Genomic DNA, 16069 nt, shown 5'->3' on the forward strand with positions numbered 1-16069 from the left:
ACTATGTGGGGCCGGACAACCCGGTTCGCTTCATCGAGGCTGTCGTGGACGGCCTTGATCTTGCTGGCGCCGGCTTCGAGCGGGTGGCGGCAAAGGAGACGGGGCGGCCGGGGTTCGATCCGGCCGACATGCTGAAGCTCTACATTTACGGATATGTGAACCGGGTGCGCTCCAGCCGCCGCCTGGAGGCTGAGGCGCATCGCAACATTGAGGCGATCTGGCTGCTGCGGCATCTGAAGCCAGATTTCCGCACCATCGCCGCCTTTCGGCGGGTGAACCGTTCGGCCTTCAGGAAGGTGTTTCGCGAGTTCGTCATCCTGTGCCGCCAACTCGACCTGTTCGGCCGGGAGTTGCTGGCGGTCGACGGCACACGCATCAAAGCCGTCAACAACAAGGACCGCAACTTCACCCGCGCCGCGCTTGCGAAGTTCATCTGGGAAGCCGACGAGAAGCTGGCCGATTACATGAAGCGCCTCGATGAGGGCGACACCGAGGAGGATCGCGTTGGCGGCGAAAGCGGCGGCTCTGGCAGCAAACTCGCCGAGAAGATCGCGGCGATCAGGGACAAGCGCACCCGCCACAAGGTTATGCTGGAGGAACTGCACCGCACCGGCGAGGACCAGATATCTCTGACCGATCCAGACGCCCGTGCCATGGTGCGCATGACGAAGGTCGGCGTCGGCTACAACGTCCAGCTCGCCGTGGACACCAAGCACAAACTGATCGCCGAGCAGGAGGTGTCGCAACCAGGTGACCACATGCAGCCCAAAACGCCGATGAACGGAAATTCCGGGAAAAATACGCATCGCTCAATGGCGAGTGCCTATAAAATCCCAAGCCCGCCGCCTTTTAGGACAGTCTGTCCGAAACCTGCGACGACCTTAGCGACAAACTACTGCGACGTAACGGGTTTTAGGAGTTCTGCGAATCATCTGCCCTTCATTCCACCTCGACAATAGCGAGCGCGAAACCGTCCCATCCCTTCTATCCAACGGTCTGTATGGCGGTGCAGCTTAGGCGCTGTTCTTGGGCGCTCATGCGCAGAAACTCGCGAACGCCGCGAACATTGGCATCCTCGCTCGTTGCATCAGCAACGGCGCTGCCGCGCACAACGTTATCTCCGATGATAACTGTTCCGGGTTTGGCCGGTCGCAACGCCCATAGCAGGTAGTTCGGGTTGTTTGGCTTATCAGCATCAATGAAGATCAGATCAAACGGCCCTGCCAGAGAAGGCAGAACATCAAGCGCCGCCCCGACGCGAAGGTCAACACGATCGGAAAGGCCAGCTCGATCAATGTTGGCATGTGCAACTTTGGCGTGGTGCTCGTTCGCCTCTATCGTCACCAGCCGCCCATCTTCTGGCAGGGCGCGGGCCATCCATATGGTGCTGTATCCTCCCAGAGTTCCGATTTCCAAGACGCGTGATGCTTTGCCATTTTGATGAACAAGGCAAGCATCTTGCCTTGTATGGCCAAAACATCATGGGAGGGAAGGCCGGCCGCCGCATTCCCAGCAAGAGCGGCTTCCAAATGGCTATCCGATGGTGCCAGCAGATCGGCGAAGTAGATATCGACAGCCGACCACTTTTGAGCATCTGCCAACGGATAATCAGGGACGCGCATTTGATTCTACCTCTCAGACTGGGCTGGTTCACCGACGGCTTGTAATTCCTCTCGATACACAAGTTATGATAGAAAGGGATTTGTCGTGAAACTCTCCAACCTGCGACGAAACCGGTCTTAGGATTTCTGCGACAATACGGCCAACAGCTCGGCCAGATGATCGGCCTGGGCATCGTCCAGCTTGTCGCCAACATGCCGTTGCAGCGCTCGTGCATAGACGCTCCACATGCGCGCCTGCATGGCGCGGCCGTCCTCCGTGATGATAACCCAACGGCCGCGGCCGTCCTCCGAAAACACCTCGCGCTGAACCAGGCCGGCCTTGTTCATCCGATCGAGAAGGCGGGACAGGTTATGTTGTGCCAAGAGTGTGCGCTGCTCGATCTCGTAGGGCCGAAGTCTGCCGCCCTCAGTTCGCACCAGCTCTAGCAGCACGTCATACCATCCAAGAGGCGGAAGTTCGGCCGCCTTCAAATCCTGCTCGATCGCAGCGAGAACGATTTGCTGCGCTCGCATGAGGCGCACCCATGCCCGCGTGACGGACGGGGAGGGCCGTGGGGAATTGGTATCTGAGCAATCGGACATAGATGTAATTACATCTACATTGATCAGCAAGGCAAGTGCATATATAGATGCAGATGCATCTATATCAATCGGGGGCCTCGCCCATGATCCAAGACCACCTGACTGACTACGTCGTCACGCTGCTGCGTATCAGCCTCGGCGTGATGTATCTCGCCCATAGCATCGTGCTCAAACTGTTCACCTTCGGGCTTGCCGGCACGGCGGGCTATTTCGAATCCATCGGCCTGCCGGGCTGGCTGGCCTATGCCACCTTTGCCGCTGAAGCCGTGGGGGGTGCGATGCTGGTTCTCGGCATCTATGCCCGTTGGGTGGCCGTGGCGCTGATCCCGGCACTTCTCGGCGCCATTATCTGGGCGCATGGCGGCAACGGATGGGTGTTCAACGCCCCGGACGGCGGTTGGGAATACCCGCTCTATCTCATCGTCCTGTCGGTCGCCCAATTCCTGCTTGGCGACGGACGCTATGCGCTCCGGCCGTCCCCCGCCCTTCGCTAAACCTAACATCAGGAGCATGTATCATGTCCGATGCCAAGCTGACCCTCATCAGCCACCACCTTTGCCCCTACGTCCAGCGGGCCGCGATCGCCCTTGCCGAAAAGGGCGTGCCTTTCGAGCGCCGCTATGTCGATCTGTCGGCAAAGCCCGACTGGTTCCTTGCCATTTCCCCGCTCGGCAAGGTGCCGCTGCTGATCGTCAAACAGGACGATGGCACGGAGGCTGCGTTGTTCGAGAGCGCGGTGATTTGCGAATATCTCGAAGAAACGCAGCCCGGCGCTCCGCTTCATCCTGCCGATCCGCTGGCGCGCGCCCGGCAGCGTGGCTGGATCGAATTCGGTTCCTCCATCCTGTCGGACCTGTGGGGGTTCGAGACGGCGAAGGACGCCGCCACCTACGAGGCCAAGTGCGCCGCCCTGCTCGACAAGTTCGGCCGCGTCGAGGCTGAATTGGGGGCGGGACCATACTTCGCCGGTGAACCGTTCAGCCTGGTCGATGCGGTCTTTGCGCCGATTTTCCGTTATTTCGACGTGTTCGACACCATCACGCCGACCGGCATTTTCGACGAGCTACCGCGCGTGACTGCATGGCGGAAGGCACTGGCCGAGCGCCCGAGCGTGCGCGAGGCCGTCACCGATGACTATGCCGACCGGCTCAAGATGTTCCTCAAGAAGCATGACGCGTGGCTACTGAAAATCGCCCTCTGACAGGACCACCTCTGCCGACCAGGCAAAGCCGGCCACTAGCAGCGTTCCATCGACACCCTTCCCTTGGGGCTGACGATGCGCTGCTCATATCCCTCCGCTTCGAACAGGTCGCAGGCATACGTTAATTCGGAAAACCACAGGCCGGTGGGCTCGTCCGGATCGGCATAATGAGAAACGTTCGTGACCACGGGGAGAATGCGTTCGGTCATAGGAATGTCCTTCCTCTTGGCACTCACGACAGGCGTTCCGATCGCCACAGGCCATCCTTGCCTCGGGCAAGTCGCCAGGTCCGCGCTGTCACAAGTGTGCCCTTCGCTGTGCGATAGTCGGGGACGGAAAGTCGGATGGCCTCGTCATCGATCTGCCATTCCGCGATGACGGTGACACCATCGCCAAACTCGACCAGGCATTCCGGCCCGGCCTTCCCGTCATCATCGACCGTGACGCGCCCTCTCCGAAAGGCATGGCTATGAGGGAACACGAAACGCATCCGTTGGCACCACCTCGATTTTCATCGCCCGATACGGATACTATGTCAGGTGTGTCCATGCTCGGTCCACAGTGAAGCGACGCGTCGCGCTCGAAGGAAAGCGAGATGCAGACATTCTTGGCGCCTCAAGGCGCGGTTGCGAAAAGGCGTCGAGAACGGCGATCTTGCCGAAGACACGGAAATTGCGCATCTCGCAGCCTTCTATCACGGCGTTATGCAGGCAATCTCGTTTCAGGCGCGGGATGGCATTGCCCGAGCCGGCCATGTTGGCTCTATCTTGACGCCATCGCCGTATTCCCTCCCAGGACATTTATTTCGTGCCGGTGGAGAGCAAAGCTGGTAACGCCCGGCACGCCGAGCGCGGGCCGAAGCTCAAGGGTCGGAATCAGATAATCTCCACCGTTCTGGCGACGGAATGGGATCGGGTCGGTGATTTCCACCGTACGCATCCGCTCGCGCAGGCTCTCTGCCGCCCATGTAAACCCAGCCTCGTCCAGACGGTCCGTCCGGTAGGTGGCGAAGGGCGGCAGCACGTCGTAGCCTGGATAGTGCAGGATACCGTGGTTGATCGGGTAGAGGTCCGACACTTGAACCTCGTGAACCCGAGCCTTCAGTTCCGCGATGGCGACGTCGCGCAAGGCGGCGTTGAGGGAACGGGGTTCGGGGTGGGCGAAAACGATGAGCACGTTCATGATGAGCACCTGTTAGCCTGGAATGACTGCACTCCAAGCTAGGCGTCAGCTCATTGATCCGGTATGGGTCATGTCCGGATAGGATAATGCCGATAAATGGATAAGTCTGACGTCACTCTTGAGCGCATGCGCACCTTCGTTCGCGTGGCGGAACGCGGGAACCTGTCGGCCGTCGCGCGCGAGATGAACATCGGCCAGTCGAGCGTCGCGCGGCATCTGCGCGAGCTTGAGGAAGCCCTGGGCGTGGCACTGTTTAGCCGGACGACGCGGCGCGTGACACTCACCGAGGAAGGCAGCCGCTACTATGCGAATGCCGTCCAGATCCTGCGCCTCGTGGAGCAGGCCACCGATGAGGCGCGCAGCACGCGCGGCGCTTCGGCCGGCACCGTACGCATCTCCTGCACGGCTGCGCTGGGCATCCGGCACATCAGCCGGCTGGTTTTCGCCTTTCAGGACCGTTATCCTGACATCGACGTCGATCTCGGCCTGACCGACGAGCGCATCGACCTCGTCCGTGACGGCGTGGACATCGCCATCCGTCTCGGCCCGCTTGGCGACAGTTCCATGAAGCTGCGAGTGCTGGGGATGAGCCGGCGCATCCTCGTCGCCTCTCCCGCCTATCTCGCGCGCCATGCACGGCCGGCGACACCCGAGGAGGTGGCGGGACTCGATGGCGTCCGCATGTCGAACATCGCCGGCAGCGACAGGCTCGTCCTCGAGGGGCCGGACGGAGAAAGCCATGTCGTGCCCTTCGGCGGTCGGCTGCGGGTCGACCACGGGCTTGCCGCGCGGGAAGCCTTTCTGGCCGGACGCGGCATTGGCCCCGCGCATATCTGGCTGGTGGACGATTTGCTAGCGGAAGGCCGGCTGGAAACGATCCTGCCGGACCACGCTCCCCCGCCCGTACCACTGAACATGCTCATCGTGCCGGAACGCGCCGCTATTGCCCGCGTCAGGCTGCTGGTGGAATTCCTGGCCGAAGAATCTGCGCGCATTCCAGGCATCGAAAAGACATCGATGGATGGCTACAGCATCAAATCACGTCGTCCTCACACCAGCTCGATGACGATCTTGCCGAAGGCGCCGCGGTCGAGATGATCGAGCGCAGCGGGCAGTACTGCAAGCGGATTTTGCGCCGGCAGCGCGACCGCCGATGCCTCATTATGACAATCGGCGTCGGTGAATTGCGTTGAACGCTGACCGTCGCTGGAGATTCAGAAGCAGCGTCGCATACAAGGCCAATGGGGTTGACGAGGGCGCACTGATGATCCATCATTCTATTGTCTTTTAGAATGATGGATCAAATGACTGGAACGATAAGCCGACAGCAGCTTGAGGAGGCGGCCGCCATGTTCAAGGCACTGTCTGACCCTGCCCGGCTTCAGACGCTTATCATCCTGGCCGCTGGTGAGCGCAATGTCGGTGAGCTCGCTGAGGTCGAAGGCGATCGGATGGGTACGGTCTCTGCGCGTTTGAAGGTTCTGCTGCAAGCCCGCCTCGTCAAGCGCCGACGAAAAGGAAAGACGGCAATTTACGCGATTGCCGATGCGCACGTGCTCGGCCTTGTCCAAAACGCCGTTGAGCATGCCTGCGAGCAACACTGAAAACGAAAGGACGCAAAAATGACCAGCTGCAATCTTCCCCATCATGCCAACCACGATCATGTCCATGGACCTGGTTGCGGACATGTCGCCGTGCGCCATGGTGACCACATTGACTATCTGCACGATGGACACCTTCATCATCCGCACGGCGATCATGTCGATGAGCATGTGATCGAGGTGAGCGAACGTAACCCGGATCGATGCACGCCGGAGCATCGCTGTGGCGGCCATGAACCGGGCCACGTCCATGGGCCGGGTTGTGGGCACGAGGCCGTGCCGCACGGCGATCACATCGACTACCTCGTCGATGGTCATCTGCATCATCCGCACGGCGACCATTGTGACGATCACGGCCCGCTGGAAGTCGTTCGCCGTTAAAAGCTCCGTTTTCAAGAAAAGTGGACATCGGGTCGCACGGAAAAAGTGCGTCAGATCAAAACTTACAGCTGTCTACGTTTCACTGAAACGTAGACAGCTGTAGCGGTTCCTGTGTTGTGGCTGTGCGGTTAGTGTCGAACCACTTAGTCATTTCAAGTGCGGGCACGCCATCGGTCGGAACGGCATCGCCGGCGTGATGATCATCGACGATGGCGTTGGGATCGAATTTTTCGCTACCACGGGCCATGGCAAAGTAGACGTCCAGCGATGGCTTGCCGCTCTTCCAGCCATAGATCGCAGGAATGGCCCCCACCATGACGCTGGTGTCGAGCACCTGGTCATAGAGCGAAAAGTCGTTGCTCGGGATGTGTGTGATACCGGCCGCCTTCTGGCTGGCCCAGTTTGCCTTGCGGAGGTCGGCGGCGACATCAAGAAGGGAAAGCTCGGCCAACTTGCCGGACCAATAGCCTTCCAAGGCAAATTTGAGTTCCCGCTTGGGGCCGCTGGACAGCAACTCGCCGCCTACAGCTGCGGGAGTCGCTCCGGCATTGGCTGGCAGCTGCCGCACCAAATTCCCTCTCAACCCTGATCGCGGACAGGCAATCAAGTATTCGATGCATTATAACGTTGCATTAAATAAGCATGATCATCAAGGCAGACATAAAGAAATATTTATGTCCTTATTCTGCCTGATATTGCCAAGCCACGCGCCGACATTGTGCCTTGCCCGTTGCCGCCCCGGAGATCAAAGCAGTCATCCGGTCAAATCACAGTCGCAAGGTCTTCTCTCCTCACAATGTCGCCATCTACCGGCATCGCAACCGGATTGAACGATGCTGTGACGCCTCAAGCGTGTCCAGTGCGTCGCAACCCGCTACGATGCTGAACGACGTCATCCGGACCGTCCCATGTGATGATCCGGGGTTCCTTGCACGATTTTCCGCCACCATCTGCTGCCTTCATGGGGTCACCTGCGGCCAGGGGTCTTCGAAGATCTCCCCTTGTTGCCAAGCGGCAATTTCGTCTTCGGTGCAGAAGCACGTCTTCAGTGCATCCACGAAAGTGTCAAGCTCCCGCTCCTGACCGATAATGACCAATTGGCACCGTCGATCACCGAAGATTGGCGACAGTCCCGCCACGTGTTCCTCAAGGGCGTCCCGTTCTTCCTGCGTCAGCTTCAGGTCCGGGTCGTTCAATGCAGCAGCACGCCAATAGCTGACCACTTCAAGGTTGATCGAACCCGCAGCCTGATTCCAGAGCAGGCATTGACTGTCTCGCGACGGAAGCCAGAAGAAACCTTTGGATCGGTGGATGCCCACGCCCAGAAAACGATTGTACACATCCCACAGCCGCTGCGGATGGAAGGGACGGGGATCGCTCAAGGCGCGCGACGCGATAGCATAGGAAGCAGGGTCGGCAAGATCGTTCTCGCCATCGGTTTGCTCCGCCAGCTCTTCTCCCAGACGCGCAACCCGGTGAAAGTCGTAGGCCGGCATGCCAAGGACATCATCGAGCCGTAGCCCGCCCCAGGTCATTCCGGTAATCTCCGCGAAGGGATTGAGGGGATGGACCGCCTGCGCGATTGCCTGCAAGGCGCCGTCCGGGAGGCGGTCCGTCTTGGTCAGGATCAGCCGGTTGGCGAACATGATCTGTTCGGCCAGCAGATTCTCCATCCCGCGCCGGCCTTGTGCCAGATTGCGACGAAAGCCTTCGATGAGCCCATTGCCACGGTCGAAATCCTGCAAGAGCATCACGCTGTCGACAAGTGAGAGGAAGCCGCGCAGCTCGACTTGAGGCATATCCCGCAAGGCTTCGATGAGCGGCCACGGATGGGTGCTGCCCGAGGTCTCGATCAGGATATGCGTGGGAGCATCGTCCGCGATCAGTTGCGCCAGCGCCGCCTGAAAGCGCGGCAGCAGGCGACGGCTGGAGAGGCTGCCGGTGCTGATGGAAATGAAATTGTTGCGGCCACGACCGACAAGATCGGTGTCGGCGATGACATCGGCATCGACATCAATCTCGCCCATGTCATTGGCTATCACGGCAACGCGAATGTCCTCTCGATTCCTCCCTTGATGCAGGAGAGAGTTGAGCAGGGTCGTTTTCCCCGACCCGAGAAAGCCGTTGAGAACGGTTACTGATATTTGGGCCACGAAATTCTCACCATGAGCAGATTTCTCTTCAGCGCAGTTATTGAGGCAAGGCCCGGACAAGTGACGCCGGCGCGGCTGCCAGGAACCGGACCATGGCCTTCGACCATTCTTCATCGAGCCTCGACTGTTCGAGGGGAGGGCTGAAAGCCGTCGATGCTCAACAGTGCAAGATCGCGGGCCAGCGGATCATCTCCAGAAACAAGGAGCGTCGTGAGCCCGCGCTGACCGAGCAAATCAAGCAGAGTCGCCGGGTCGTCCGGGCGAGGCATTGTTTCGACCAGAGCGTCGCGGTCCTGCGTCCGGGTAAGAAGCCGGAGCCGGCCCGCCTCGCTCATGACACGGGCATCGAAACCGTTCGGAATGGTCATCGGCGACTGTGGAACTTCACCGATCCGCACGAGCGGTCTCCCGGTCGCGATGCGGTGAAAGAAGCCGGCCATGATGTCGCGGGCCTCGTCCGCCGCCAGACCGACCGTGACCTCCACGCCCGTTTCCCGCAACTTCCGGAACCCGCCGCCATTCACACGCGGATCCGGATCCTGCAACGATGCATGGACATGCGTGACGCCGGCTGAAATGATGGCGTCTGCGCAGGGCGGCGTCCTGCCCCAGTGGCAGCAGGGCTCGAGAGTAACGTAAAGGGTGGCGCCGCGAGCCTGCTCACCGGCGTCGTCGAGCGCCACGCGTTCCGCATGGGGGCGACCGCCGATCTGCGTCTGGCCACGGCCGACGATCCGGCTGTCGCGTACAATCACGCATCCCACGGCGGGATTGGGCCAGACCCGTCCCAGCATGGTGCGGGCAAGGGCAACGGCCTCCGCCATCCAGCGCTGATGATTGTCGGGTCGATGGAGCATCCTGAATATCCCACCGCTCACAGCTGCGTCGGATTGGGAGCGTCGCCGTAGACCTGTTTCGGATCGAACACCTTGTCGGTCTCCGTGAAAGTGAGGCCAATGGGACGCGACGCAGTCCGAACCGGAACGGCGCGGTAGAAGCAGGAACGATAACCGACATGGCAGCTTGCGCCGCCAGCGATCTCGACGCGCAGCCAGATCGCATCCTGATCGTCATCGACCCTGATCTCCACCACCTTCTGGACCAGCCCGCTCGTCGCGCCCTTGTGCCACAGGCATTGCCGGCTACGGCTCCAGTAGTGGGCTTCGCCCGTCTCGATCGTGCGCAGCAGGGCCTCGGCGTTCATGACGCCCATCATGAGAACCTCGCCCGAGGCCGCATCGGTCGTCACCACCGGGATCAGGCCGGCGGGACCGAACCGGGGCGCGAGAAAGATGCCTTCTTCGACTTCTTCGACAGACTGCCGGGCAGCAAAGGGAGCAACGTCCGTCGTCATCCGAAAGCCTCGTTCGACGACAGGGACGACAGAAACTCCCGGCGCAAATCCGGATTGGTCTGGAATTCGCCGATCAGACGGCGGGTAACCATGCTAACGCCAGGTTTTTTAACGCCGCGCGTCGTCATGCACATATGAGCGGCTTCGATGACGACCGCCACACCGCGCGGCTGAAGCACGTTCTGGATGGTGTCCGCAATCTGCGAGGTGAGCGTTTCCTGGATCTGGAGGCGCTTGGCGAAAGCCTCGACCACGCGGGCGATCTTGCTGATGCCAACCACGCGGCCGGCCGGCAGATAAGCGACATGGACCTTGCCGATGATCGGCACGATATGGTGCTCGCAATGCGATTCCAGCCGCATGTTGCGCAGGACGATGATGTCGTCGTAATCATTCGTCTCCTCGAATGTCCGGGCAAGGAGCTCGGTCGGGTCGGTGTTGTAACCGTCAAAGAATTCTTCATAGGCCTGGACAACCCGTTTCGGTGTATCGGCGAGCCCCTCGCGATCCGGATCGTCGCCAGCCCATTCGATCAGCAGCCGGACAGCGGCCTCGACATCGGCCCGGCCGGGACGCGGCCGCGTTGATTTCACGACAGGCAGCCGGCCAAGTCCGCTTACAGCCATATTCATCGCTGACAAACTCCTTGAGATGATTTGAGGGAGCGCGCTTGCTCCGTAAAATGCAATGTTATACTGTTTCATAGAATCCGCTTGGAGGGCAAGTCGGAAATCGGGAGAGATCAATGGAGATGGCTTTCGCAATCGGCCAGTGCCTCCGCAGTCCCCGGCTTGTCGAAGCGGGTCTGCATGCCGCTGAACGGACCTGCGAAAAGCGTGGTCTTCGATTCACGCCCATTCGGCGGGCGGTGCTTGAGGCGCTCTGGCATTCAGGGCGGCCGGTTAGCGCCTACGATCTTCTGCATATCCTCGAGACCGGGCTCCAGCGTCGGCTCTCACCGCCGACGATCTACCGGGCGCTTGAGTTCCTGCAGGAGCAGCAGCTCATTTCGCGCATCGAAACAAAAAATGCCTTCGTTCCCCGCGTGCATTCGGAACACGAACGGGCATGCGTATTCTTCATTTGCGAGAGTTGCGGAACATCGGCGGAAGTCGAGAACCCGCACGTTGCAACGCTTTTCGAGACAGACGCAGCCGAGCTCGGTTTCCGGATCGGAAAACGTGTGATCGAGCTGCAAGGCATTTGTGCCAACTGCCTCTCGCTGGTCCATGCCGCTGACTGACTTTTTGAGCAGGAAAGTTCCCTTGCCTCACCCCAATAACACAGACGCTTCGATCAAGAGGGTTGTATCACGCCGCCCTCACAAGCAACCCGCGCGGGCGAACATTGTCATTGTCGGCGCCGGCCCGGCCGGTCTCGGCATGGCGCGCGTGCTGCGCGATCTTGCGATCCCGGACGTGCGCATTCTGGAGCGTGCGCGCATCGGCGCCTCGTTTCGGGCCTGGCCACAGGGGATGCGCTTCATCTCGCCCTCCTTCCCCGGCAATGCCTTTGGCCTGACGGATCTCAACGCGATCACCTATGACAGTTCGCCTGCCGCCACGTTGAAGCGCGAGCACCCGAACGGGGTGGAATACGCCGGCTATCTCGAACGGGCGGCTGAGGTCTTCGGCCTGTCGGTCACGACCGGGATCGATGTCGCGGGTCTTGAACCGGATGGCGACGACATCGTGCTGCACACCAACGCTGGCGAAATCCGTGCTCGTTTCGTGATCTGGGCGGCCGGCCAGTTCCAGTATCCTGACGATGGCGGCATTCCAGGCGCCGAACACGGCATCCATTCGAGCCGCGTGAAACGCTGGTCTGATCATCCGGGTGAGGAGGCGATTGTCATCGGCGGTTACGAGAGCGGGATCGATGCCGCGATCGGGCTTGCCAACGCCGGAAAGGCGGTCACGGTTCTGAGCCGGTTCGCGGACTGGGAGAACAACGATACGGATCCGAGTGTCGCGCTGTCGCCCTACACCCGCCAGCGCCTCGATGCATCCCTGCGCCGCAGGCCGATCACGCTCGTGAGCGATGCTGACATCATCGGCATCGAACGGGGTGATGACTGGGTTCGCATATTCGCGGCGGATGGTCGGTCCTGGACGACCGGCGCTATTCCCGTTCTGGCGACGGGGTTTGCCGGTAGCACAAACCTGGTCCGGGATTGGTTCGCTTTTGACGACGGTTGCCCGGTGGTGACGGCGCAGGACGAGTCGACGGAGTTGCCGGGTCTGTTCCTCGTCGGCCCGGAACTCAAACATCGTGGCCACCTCTTCTGCTACATCTACAAGTTCCGCCAGCGTTTCGCCGTCGTGGCACGCGCCATCGCCGGGCGCCTGGGCGTCGATACGGATCCGCTCGAAAGCTACCGCGCCAACAATATGTATCTCGACGATCTGAGCTGTTGCGAGGCCGACGATTGCCGCTGCTGACCCCGTTCATGCCCGCTCAGGTCGAGCTTATTGCCATGCCGCTCGTTCTTACCAACAGTTTCGGAGGCCGCAAGGAGCCCTTCGTTCCTTACAGGCCGGATGAGGTTCGCCTCTATGTCTGCGGCCCGACGGTCTATAACTTCGCCCATATCGGCAATGCGAGGCCCGCTGTCGTCTTCGACGTGCTGGTGCGCGTGCTCGAACGTCATTTTTCGACGGTGATCTACGCCCGGAACCTCACCGATGTCGACGACAAGATCAATACCGCGGCGCTTGCCGAAGGCGTTTCGATTGGCGTGATCACCCGGCGCTATACGGACGCCTATCATGCCGACATGGCGGCGCTCGGCGTGCGTCCGCCGACCATCGAGCCGAAAGTCACGGAGCACATCCTCGATATCATCGCGCTCATCGCACGTCTGATTGCGCAGGGGCACGCTTATGAGGCTGGGAGACATGTCCTGTTCCATGTGCCGTCCTTCGCGGATTACGGAGCGCTGTCACGACGCAGTCCCGAGGATATGATCGCCGGCGCGCGGGTCGAGGTCGCTCCGTTCAAGAAGCACCCGGCCGATTTCGTGCTGTGGAAACCATCGACGCCCGAGCAGCCCGGCTGGGAGAGCCCGTGGGGACGAGGCCGTCCCGGCTGGCATATCGAGTGCTCGGCGATGATCAAGCGCCATCTCGGTTCTCCCATCGACATCCATGGCGGCGGCCAGGACCTGATATTCCCGCATCATGAGAACGAGATCGCGCAGGGCACCTGGGCGCGCTACTGGATCCACAACGGCTTCGTTACCGTCGAGGGCCGGAAGATGTCGAAGTCGCTGGGGAATGTGCTGCTCGTTCGCGATCTGCTGAAGGAGGCGCCGGGGGAGGCGATCCGCTACGCTCTGCTTGCCGCGCATTATCGTCAGCCGCTCGACTGGAGTGCGCAGGGGTTGCAGCAGGCCCGCCGCAGCCTCGACCGGCTCTATGGCGTCTTGCGCGATCTGGACGATACGCTGGCGGACGGCAATCCTGACGTTTTCCTTGCGGCCTTCCATGCCACCCTCGACGATGACCTGAACACGCCGGCCGCCTTCTCCGAATTGTTCCGGCTCGCGCGCATGGCGCAGCACGAAACGTCGCCCGTGGCGCGAAGCGCCCTCCGGGCCGCGCTGCTCAAGGCGGGTGAATTACTCGGGCTACTTCAGCAGGAACCCGAGGCGTGGTTCCGACAGTCGACGATGGGGGAGGGCGACGGTGACGACGCCGAAATCGAGGCGCTGATTGCCAGCCGGCACGCCGCGCGCGTGTCCGGTGCCTTCGGGGAGGCGGACAGGCTGCGTGAGCAGCTCAGAGCGCTTGGCGTCATTCCTGAGGATCGGGGTGATCGAACCGAATGGCGGAGAATCTCACGATGATACTGTCCACGCCGTTCTGCCGGCACCAGCTCGCATGTTCAGGCTGCGTCGCGCGCGCTTGCGTACCGGCAGTCGTCCGAGGGCGATGGCCGCAACATCTTGGCGGTCAGGCCGTTTATTTACTATTCTTCACCGAGGTTATGTCATGATCCGCATCACCCTTCCCGACGGCGCGCAACGTGAATTCGGGCAGCCTGTTACCGGCGTGGAAGCCGCTGCAGCCATCGCTCCGTCCCTGCGCAAGACAGCGGTTGCCATGCTGGTCGACGGCGCGTTGCATGACCTTGCTGACCGGATCGATACGGATGTGCGCATAGAGTTCCTGACACGGGAGGATCCGCGTGCGCTGGAACTCATTCGCCATGACGCCGCCCATGTGCTTGCCGAAGCTGTGCAGGAGCTGTTCCCCGGTACCCAGGTAACGATCGGGCCTGTGATCGAGAATGGTTTCTTCTACGATTTTGCCCGCGACGAGCCTTTTACACCTGACGACTTGCCAGCGATCGAGGCGCGCATGCGCGAGATCATCGCCCGCGACCGGCCGTTCACCAGGGAAGTGTGGCGTCGGGAAGAGGCGAAGGCATTCTTTCGGGAGAAGGGTGAGAGCTTCAAGGTCGAACTCATCGACGCGATCCCAACGGGTGAGGACGTGAAGATCTACCGGCAGGGCGACTGGCTCGATCTGTGCCGTGGACCGCACATGACTTCCACGGGCAAGATCGGCACGGCTTTCAAGCTGACCAAGGTCGCAGGCGCCTACTGGCGGGGCGATGCCCGAAACCCGATGCTGACACGCATCTATGGCGTTGCATTTGCAACCCGAGCAGATCTCCAAGCCCATCTGACGATGCTTGAGGAAGCCGAGAAGCGCGACCATCGTCGGCTCGGCCGGGAAATGGACCTGTTTCACTTTCAGGAAGAAGCGCCAGGCTCCGTCTTCTGGCATCCCAGGGGCTGGACATTGTTCCAGACGCTGATCGGCGACATGCGCGAGCGACAGGCGGCTGCGGGCTATGTCGAGGTCAACACGCCGGATATCGTGGACCGGCATCTCTGGGAGACGTCGGGTCACTGGCAGAACTATCGCCAGCACATGTTCACGACGAAGACCGAGGACGGGCGGGACTTCGCGCTCAAGCCGATGAATTGTCCGGGCCATATGCTGATCTACAAGCAGGGTCTGCGGAGCTATCGCGATATGCCGCTCAAGATCGCCGAGTTCGGCAAGGTCCACCGCTACGAACCCTCCGGCGCGTTGCATGGGCTGCTGCGCGTGCGCTCCTTCACGCAGGACGATGCGCATATCTTTTGTACCGAGGATCAACTCACGGACGAATGTATCAAGGTCAACGATCTTATTCTCTCGATCTACCGGGATTTCGGATTCAAGGATATCCGTATCAAGCTGTCGACGCGGCCCGATCACCGCATCGGCTCCGATGAATCCTGGGATCGCTCGGAGCAATCGCTGCGCCAGGCGCTCGATGATCTCGGCCGGCCCTACACGATCAACGCCGGGGAAGGGGCCTTCTACGGTCCCAAGCTCGAATATGTGCTGCGCGATGCCATCGGCCGTGACTGGCAGTGTGGAACGCTGCAGGTCGACTTCAACCTGCCGGAGCGCTTCGGAGCCTTCTACATCAACACCGACGGCGAGAAGGTCGCACCTGTGATGCTCCATCGGGCGATGTTCGGCTCGCTTGAGCGTTTCACGGGCATTCTCATCGAGCACTATGCGGGCAGGCTGCCGCTCTGGCTGGCTCCGCTGCAGGCCGTAGTCGCGACCATCACATCGGAGGCTGACGGCTACGCTCAGGAGATCGCTGCTGCTCTGCGCGCAAGCGGGTTTCGGGTAGAAACAGATTTGCGTAACGAAAAAATCCCTTACAAGGTCCGCGAGCACAGTTTGGCGAAGGTTCCGATTCTGCTTGTGGTCGGCAAGCGTGAAGCAGCTGAAAAGACCGTATCGTTGCGTCGGCTGGGGTCAACAACCACTGAAACGCTTCCCTTTGACGAGGCCGTGAAACGTCTCGCGGGCGAGTCGCGAGAGCGGCAGCCGCCGGAGCCGGCCGATTCGCCGACAGAGGGTGCGGAGGTGGGGCCGATCCTGGAGGCTGCCGTATGAGGAAAAGGAGCAAGGGCCGGC

The 16069-nt window shown here is 60.9% G+C and carries 17 protein-coding genes and 3 pseudogenes; 10 read left to right on the top strand and 10 right to left on the bottom strand.

What is annotated here, in order from left to right:
* Positions 1–959: transposase (locus tag ACUSIJ_RS26395; protein WP_449311405.1), on the top strand; the 959-nt coding region annotated here is incomplete at its 5' end.
* 25 nt (positions 960–984) lie between these two features.
* Here ACUSIJ_RS26395 and ACUSIJ_RS26400 read toward each other — a convergent pair.
* Together ACUSIJ_RS26400 and ACUSIJ_RS26405 are read right to left on the bottom strand one after the other, a co-directional pair.
* Positions 985–1622: pseudogene (locus ACUSIJ_RS26400) on the bottom strand (O-methyltransferase).
* A gap of 117 nt (positions 1623–1739) precedes the next feature.
* The gene (locus tag ACUSIJ_RS26405) at positions 1740–2135 is read right to left on the bottom strand and encodes a MarR family winged helix-turn-helix transcriptional regulator (protein ID WP_449311406.1); all 396 of its coding nucleotides are present in this window, start codon (positions 2133–2135) and stop codon (positions 1740–1742) included.
* Positions 2136–2287: 152 nt separating this feature from the next.
* On the opposite strand from ACUSIJ_RS26405, the gene ACUSIJ_RS26410 reads away from it, so the two are divergent.
* Both ACUSIJ_RS26410 and ACUSIJ_RS26415 read left to right on the top strand, forming a co-directional pair.
* Positions 2288–2698, top strand: coding sequence for a DoxX family protein (locus ACUSIJ_RS26410; protein ID WP_449311407.1), 411 nt, complete (start codon positions 2288–2290; stop codon positions 2696–2698).
* A gap of 23 nt (positions 2699–2721) precedes the next feature.
* Positions 2722–3405 carry a glutathione S-transferase family protein gene (locus ACUSIJ_RS26415; protein ID WP_449311408.1) on the top strand — a complete coding sequence of 228 codons (684 nt, stop codon included), beginning with the start codon at positions 2722–2724 and terminating at the stop codon, positions 3403–3405.
* A 50-nt stretch (positions 3406–3455) separates the two neighbouring features.
* Here ACUSIJ_RS26415 and ACUSIJ_RS26420 read toward each other — a convergent pair.
* The 3 genes and pseudogenes from ACUSIJ_RS26420 to ACUSIJ_RS26430 all read right to left on the bottom strand — a co-directional run.
* Positions 3456–3614 (bottom strand): annotated as a pseudogene (locus tag ACUSIJ_RS26420) (type 1 glutamine amidotransferase domain-containing protein); the annotation flags it as partial.
* A 23-nt stretch (positions 3615–3637) separates the two neighbouring features.
* On the bottom strand, positions 3638–3895 hold the full coding sequence (locus tag ACUSIJ_RS26425) for a hypothetical protein (protein WP_449311409.1): 258 nt from the start codon (positions 3893–3895) through the stop codon (positions 3638–3640).
* Between the two features lie 272 nt (positions 3896–4167).
* Positions 4168–4587: an NAD(P)H-dependent oxidoreductase gene (locus ACUSIJ_RS26430; RefSeq protein ID WP_449311410.1), complete on the bottom strand. Its 420-nt coding sequence runs from the start codon at positions 4585–4587 to the stop codon at positions 4168–4170.
* A gap of 96 nt (positions 4588–4683) precedes the next feature.
* Here ACUSIJ_RS26430 and ACUSIJ_RS26435 point away from each other — a divergent pair, with 96 nt between their 5' ends.
* From ACUSIJ_RS26435 to ACUSIJ_RS26445, 3 genes are all read left to right on the top strand, one after another.
* The gene (locus ACUSIJ_RS26435; protein ID WP_449311411.1) at positions 4684–5685 is read left to right on the top strand and encodes a LysR substrate-binding domain-containing protein; all 1002 of its coding nucleotides are present in this window, start codon (positions 4684–4686) and stop codon (positions 5683–5685) included.
* A gap of 251 nt (positions 5686–5936) precedes the next feature.
* Positions 5937–6191 (top strand): ArsR/SmtB family transcription factor, encoded by a 255-nt coding sequence (locus tag ACUSIJ_RS26440; protein ID WP_449311412.1) that lies wholly within the window; start codon positions 5937–5939, stop codon positions 6189–6191.
* Between the two features lie 18 nt (positions 6192–6209).
* On the top strand, positions 6210–6569 hold the full coding sequence (locus ACUSIJ_RS26445; RefSeq protein ID WP_449311413.1) for a hypothetical protein: 360 nt from the start codon (positions 6210–6212) through the stop codon (positions 6567–6569).
* A 127-nt stretch (positions 6570–6696) separates the two neighbouring features.
* Here the strand turns inward: ACUSIJ_RS26445 and ACUSIJ_RS26450 are convergent.
* The 5 genes and pseudogenes from ACUSIJ_RS26450 to folE all read right to left on the bottom strand — a co-directional run.
* Positions 6697–7128 (bottom strand): annotated as a pseudogene (locus ACUSIJ_RS26450) (5-methyltetrahydropteroyltriglutamate--homocysteine S-methyltransferase); the annotation flags it as partial.
* Between the two features lie 400 nt (positions 7129–7528).
* Positions 7529–8836 (bottom strand): CobW family GTP-binding protein, encoded by a 1308-nt coding sequence (locus ACUSIJ_RS26455; RefSeq protein WP_449311414.1) that lies wholly within the window; start codon positions 8834–8836, stop codon positions 7529–7531.
* Positions 8833–9579: a bifunctional diaminohydroxyphosphoribosylaminopyrimidine deaminase/5-amino-6-(5-phosphoribosylamino)uracil reductase RibD gene (ribD, locus tag ACUSIJ_RS26460; RefSeq protein WP_449311415.1), complete on the bottom strand. Its 747-nt coding sequence runs from the start codon at positions 9577–9579 to the stop codon at positions 8833–8835. The genes ACUSIJ_RS26455 and ribD overlap by 4 nt, the downstream gene beginning before the upstream one ends.
* Before the next feature lie 17 nt (positions 9580–9596).
* Positions 9597–10076 (bottom strand): phosphoribosyl-AMP cyclohydrolase, encoded by a 480-nt coding sequence (gene hisI, locus ACUSIJ_RS26465; protein ID WP_449311416.1) that lies wholly within the window; start codon positions 10074–10076, stop codon positions 9597–9599.
* A complete protein-coding gene (gene folE / locus ACUSIJ_RS26470; protein ID WP_449311457.1) occupies positions 10073–10708 on the bottom strand; it encodes a GTP cyclohydrolase I FolE in 636 nt (211 codons plus the stop codon). The genes hisI and folE overlap by 4 nt, the downstream gene beginning before the upstream one ends.
* A 119-nt stretch (positions 10709–10827) precedes the next feature.
* Here folE and ACUSIJ_RS26475 point away from each other — a divergent pair, with 119 nt between their 5' ends.
* The 4 genes from ACUSIJ_RS26475 (at position 10828) to thrS (ending at position 16048) form a co-directional block, all read left to right on the top strand.
* Positions 10828–11319: a Fur family transcriptional regulator gene (locus ACUSIJ_RS26475; RefSeq protein ID WP_449311417.1), complete on the top strand. Its 492-nt coding sequence runs from the start codon at positions 10828–10830 to the stop codon at positions 11317–11319.
* Between the two features lie 22 nt (positions 11320–11341).
* Positions 11342–12517 carry an NAD(P)/FAD-dependent oxidoreductase gene (locus ACUSIJ_RS26480; protein ID WP_449311418.1) on the top strand — a complete coding sequence of 392 codons (1176 nt, stop codon included), beginning with the start codon at positions 11342–11344 and terminating at the stop codon, positions 12515–12517.
* Entirely contained in the window at positions 12505–13923 is a 1419-nt protein-coding gene (gene cysS, locus ACUSIJ_RS26485) for a cysteine--tRNA ligase (protein ID WP_449311419.1), read from the top strand. Before ACUSIJ_RS26480 ends, cysS begins: the two co-directional genes overlap by 13 nt.
* Positions 13924–14068: 145 nt before the next feature.
* Positions 14069–16048 (top strand): threonine--tRNA ligase, encoded by a 1980-nt coding sequence (gene thrS / locus ACUSIJ_RS26490; RefSeq protein ID WP_449311420.1) that lies wholly within the window; start codon positions 14069–14071, stop codon positions 16046–16048.
* Positions 16049–16069: the final 21 nt, after the last annotated feature.

Source organism: Pseudochelatococcus sp. B33 (genome assembly GCF_053570585.1).

Excerpts from the sequence above, each read along its gene's own strand:
- hisI (WP_449311416.1), bottom strand. The coding sequence starts at position 10,076 with ATGACGACGGACGTTGCTCCCTTTGCTGCCCGGCAGTCTGTCGAAGAA.
- ribD (WP_449311415.1), bottom strand. The coding sequence starts at position 9,579 with ATGCTCCATCGACCCGACAATCATCAGCGCTGGATGGCGGAGGCCGTT.
- folE (WP_449311457.1), bottom strand. The coding sequence starts at position 10,708 with ATGAATATGGCTGTAAGCGGACTTGGCCGGCTGCCTGTCGTGAAATCA.
- ACUSIJ_RS26435 (WP_449311411.1), top strand. The coding sequence starts at position 4,684 with ATGGATAAGTCTGACGTCACTCTTGAGCGCATGCGCACCTTCGTTCGC.
- ACUSIJ_RS26405 (WP_449311406.1), bottom strand. The coding sequence starts at position 2,135 with ATGCGAGCGCAGCAAATCGTTCTCGCTGCGATCGAGCAGGATTTGAAG.
- ACUSIJ_RS26475 (WP_449311417.1), top strand. The coding sequence starts at position 10,828 with ATGGCTTTCGCAATCGGCCAGTGCCTCCGCAGTCCCCGGCTTGTCGAA.
- ACUSIJ_RS26440 (WP_449311412.1), top strand. The coding sequence starts at position 5,937 with ATGTTCAAGGCACTGTCTGACCCTGCCCGGCTTCAGACGCTTATCATC.
- ACUSIJ_RS26415 (WP_449311408.1), top strand. The coding sequence starts at position 2,722 with ATGTCCGATGCCAAGCTGACCCTCATCAGCCACCACCTTTGCCCCTAC.
- ACUSIJ_RS26425 (WP_449311409.1), bottom strand. The coding sequence starts at position 3,895 with ATGCGTTTCGTGTTCCCTCATAGCCATGCCTTTCGGAGAGGGCGCGTC.
- ACUSIJ_RS26445 (WP_449311413.1), top strand. The coding sequence starts at position 6,210 with ATGACCAGCTGCAATCTTCCCCATCATGCCAACCACGATCATGTCCAT.
- ACUSIJ_RS26410 (WP_449311407.1), top strand. The coding sequence starts at position 2,288 with ATGATCCAAGACCACCTGACTGACTACGTCGTCACGCTGCTGCGTATC.
- thrS (WP_449311420.1), top strand. The coding sequence starts at position 14,069 with ATGATCCGCATCACCCTTCCCGACGGCGCGCAACGTGAATTCGGGCAG.
- ACUSIJ_RS26430 (WP_449311410.1), bottom strand. The coding sequence starts at position 4,587 with ATGAACGTGCTCATCGTTTTCGCCCACCCCGAACCCCGTTCCCTCAAC.
- ACUSIJ_RS26455 (WP_449311414.1), bottom strand. The coding sequence starts at position 8,836 with ATGAAGAATGGTCGAAGGCCATGGTCCGGTTCCTGGCAGCCGCGCCGG.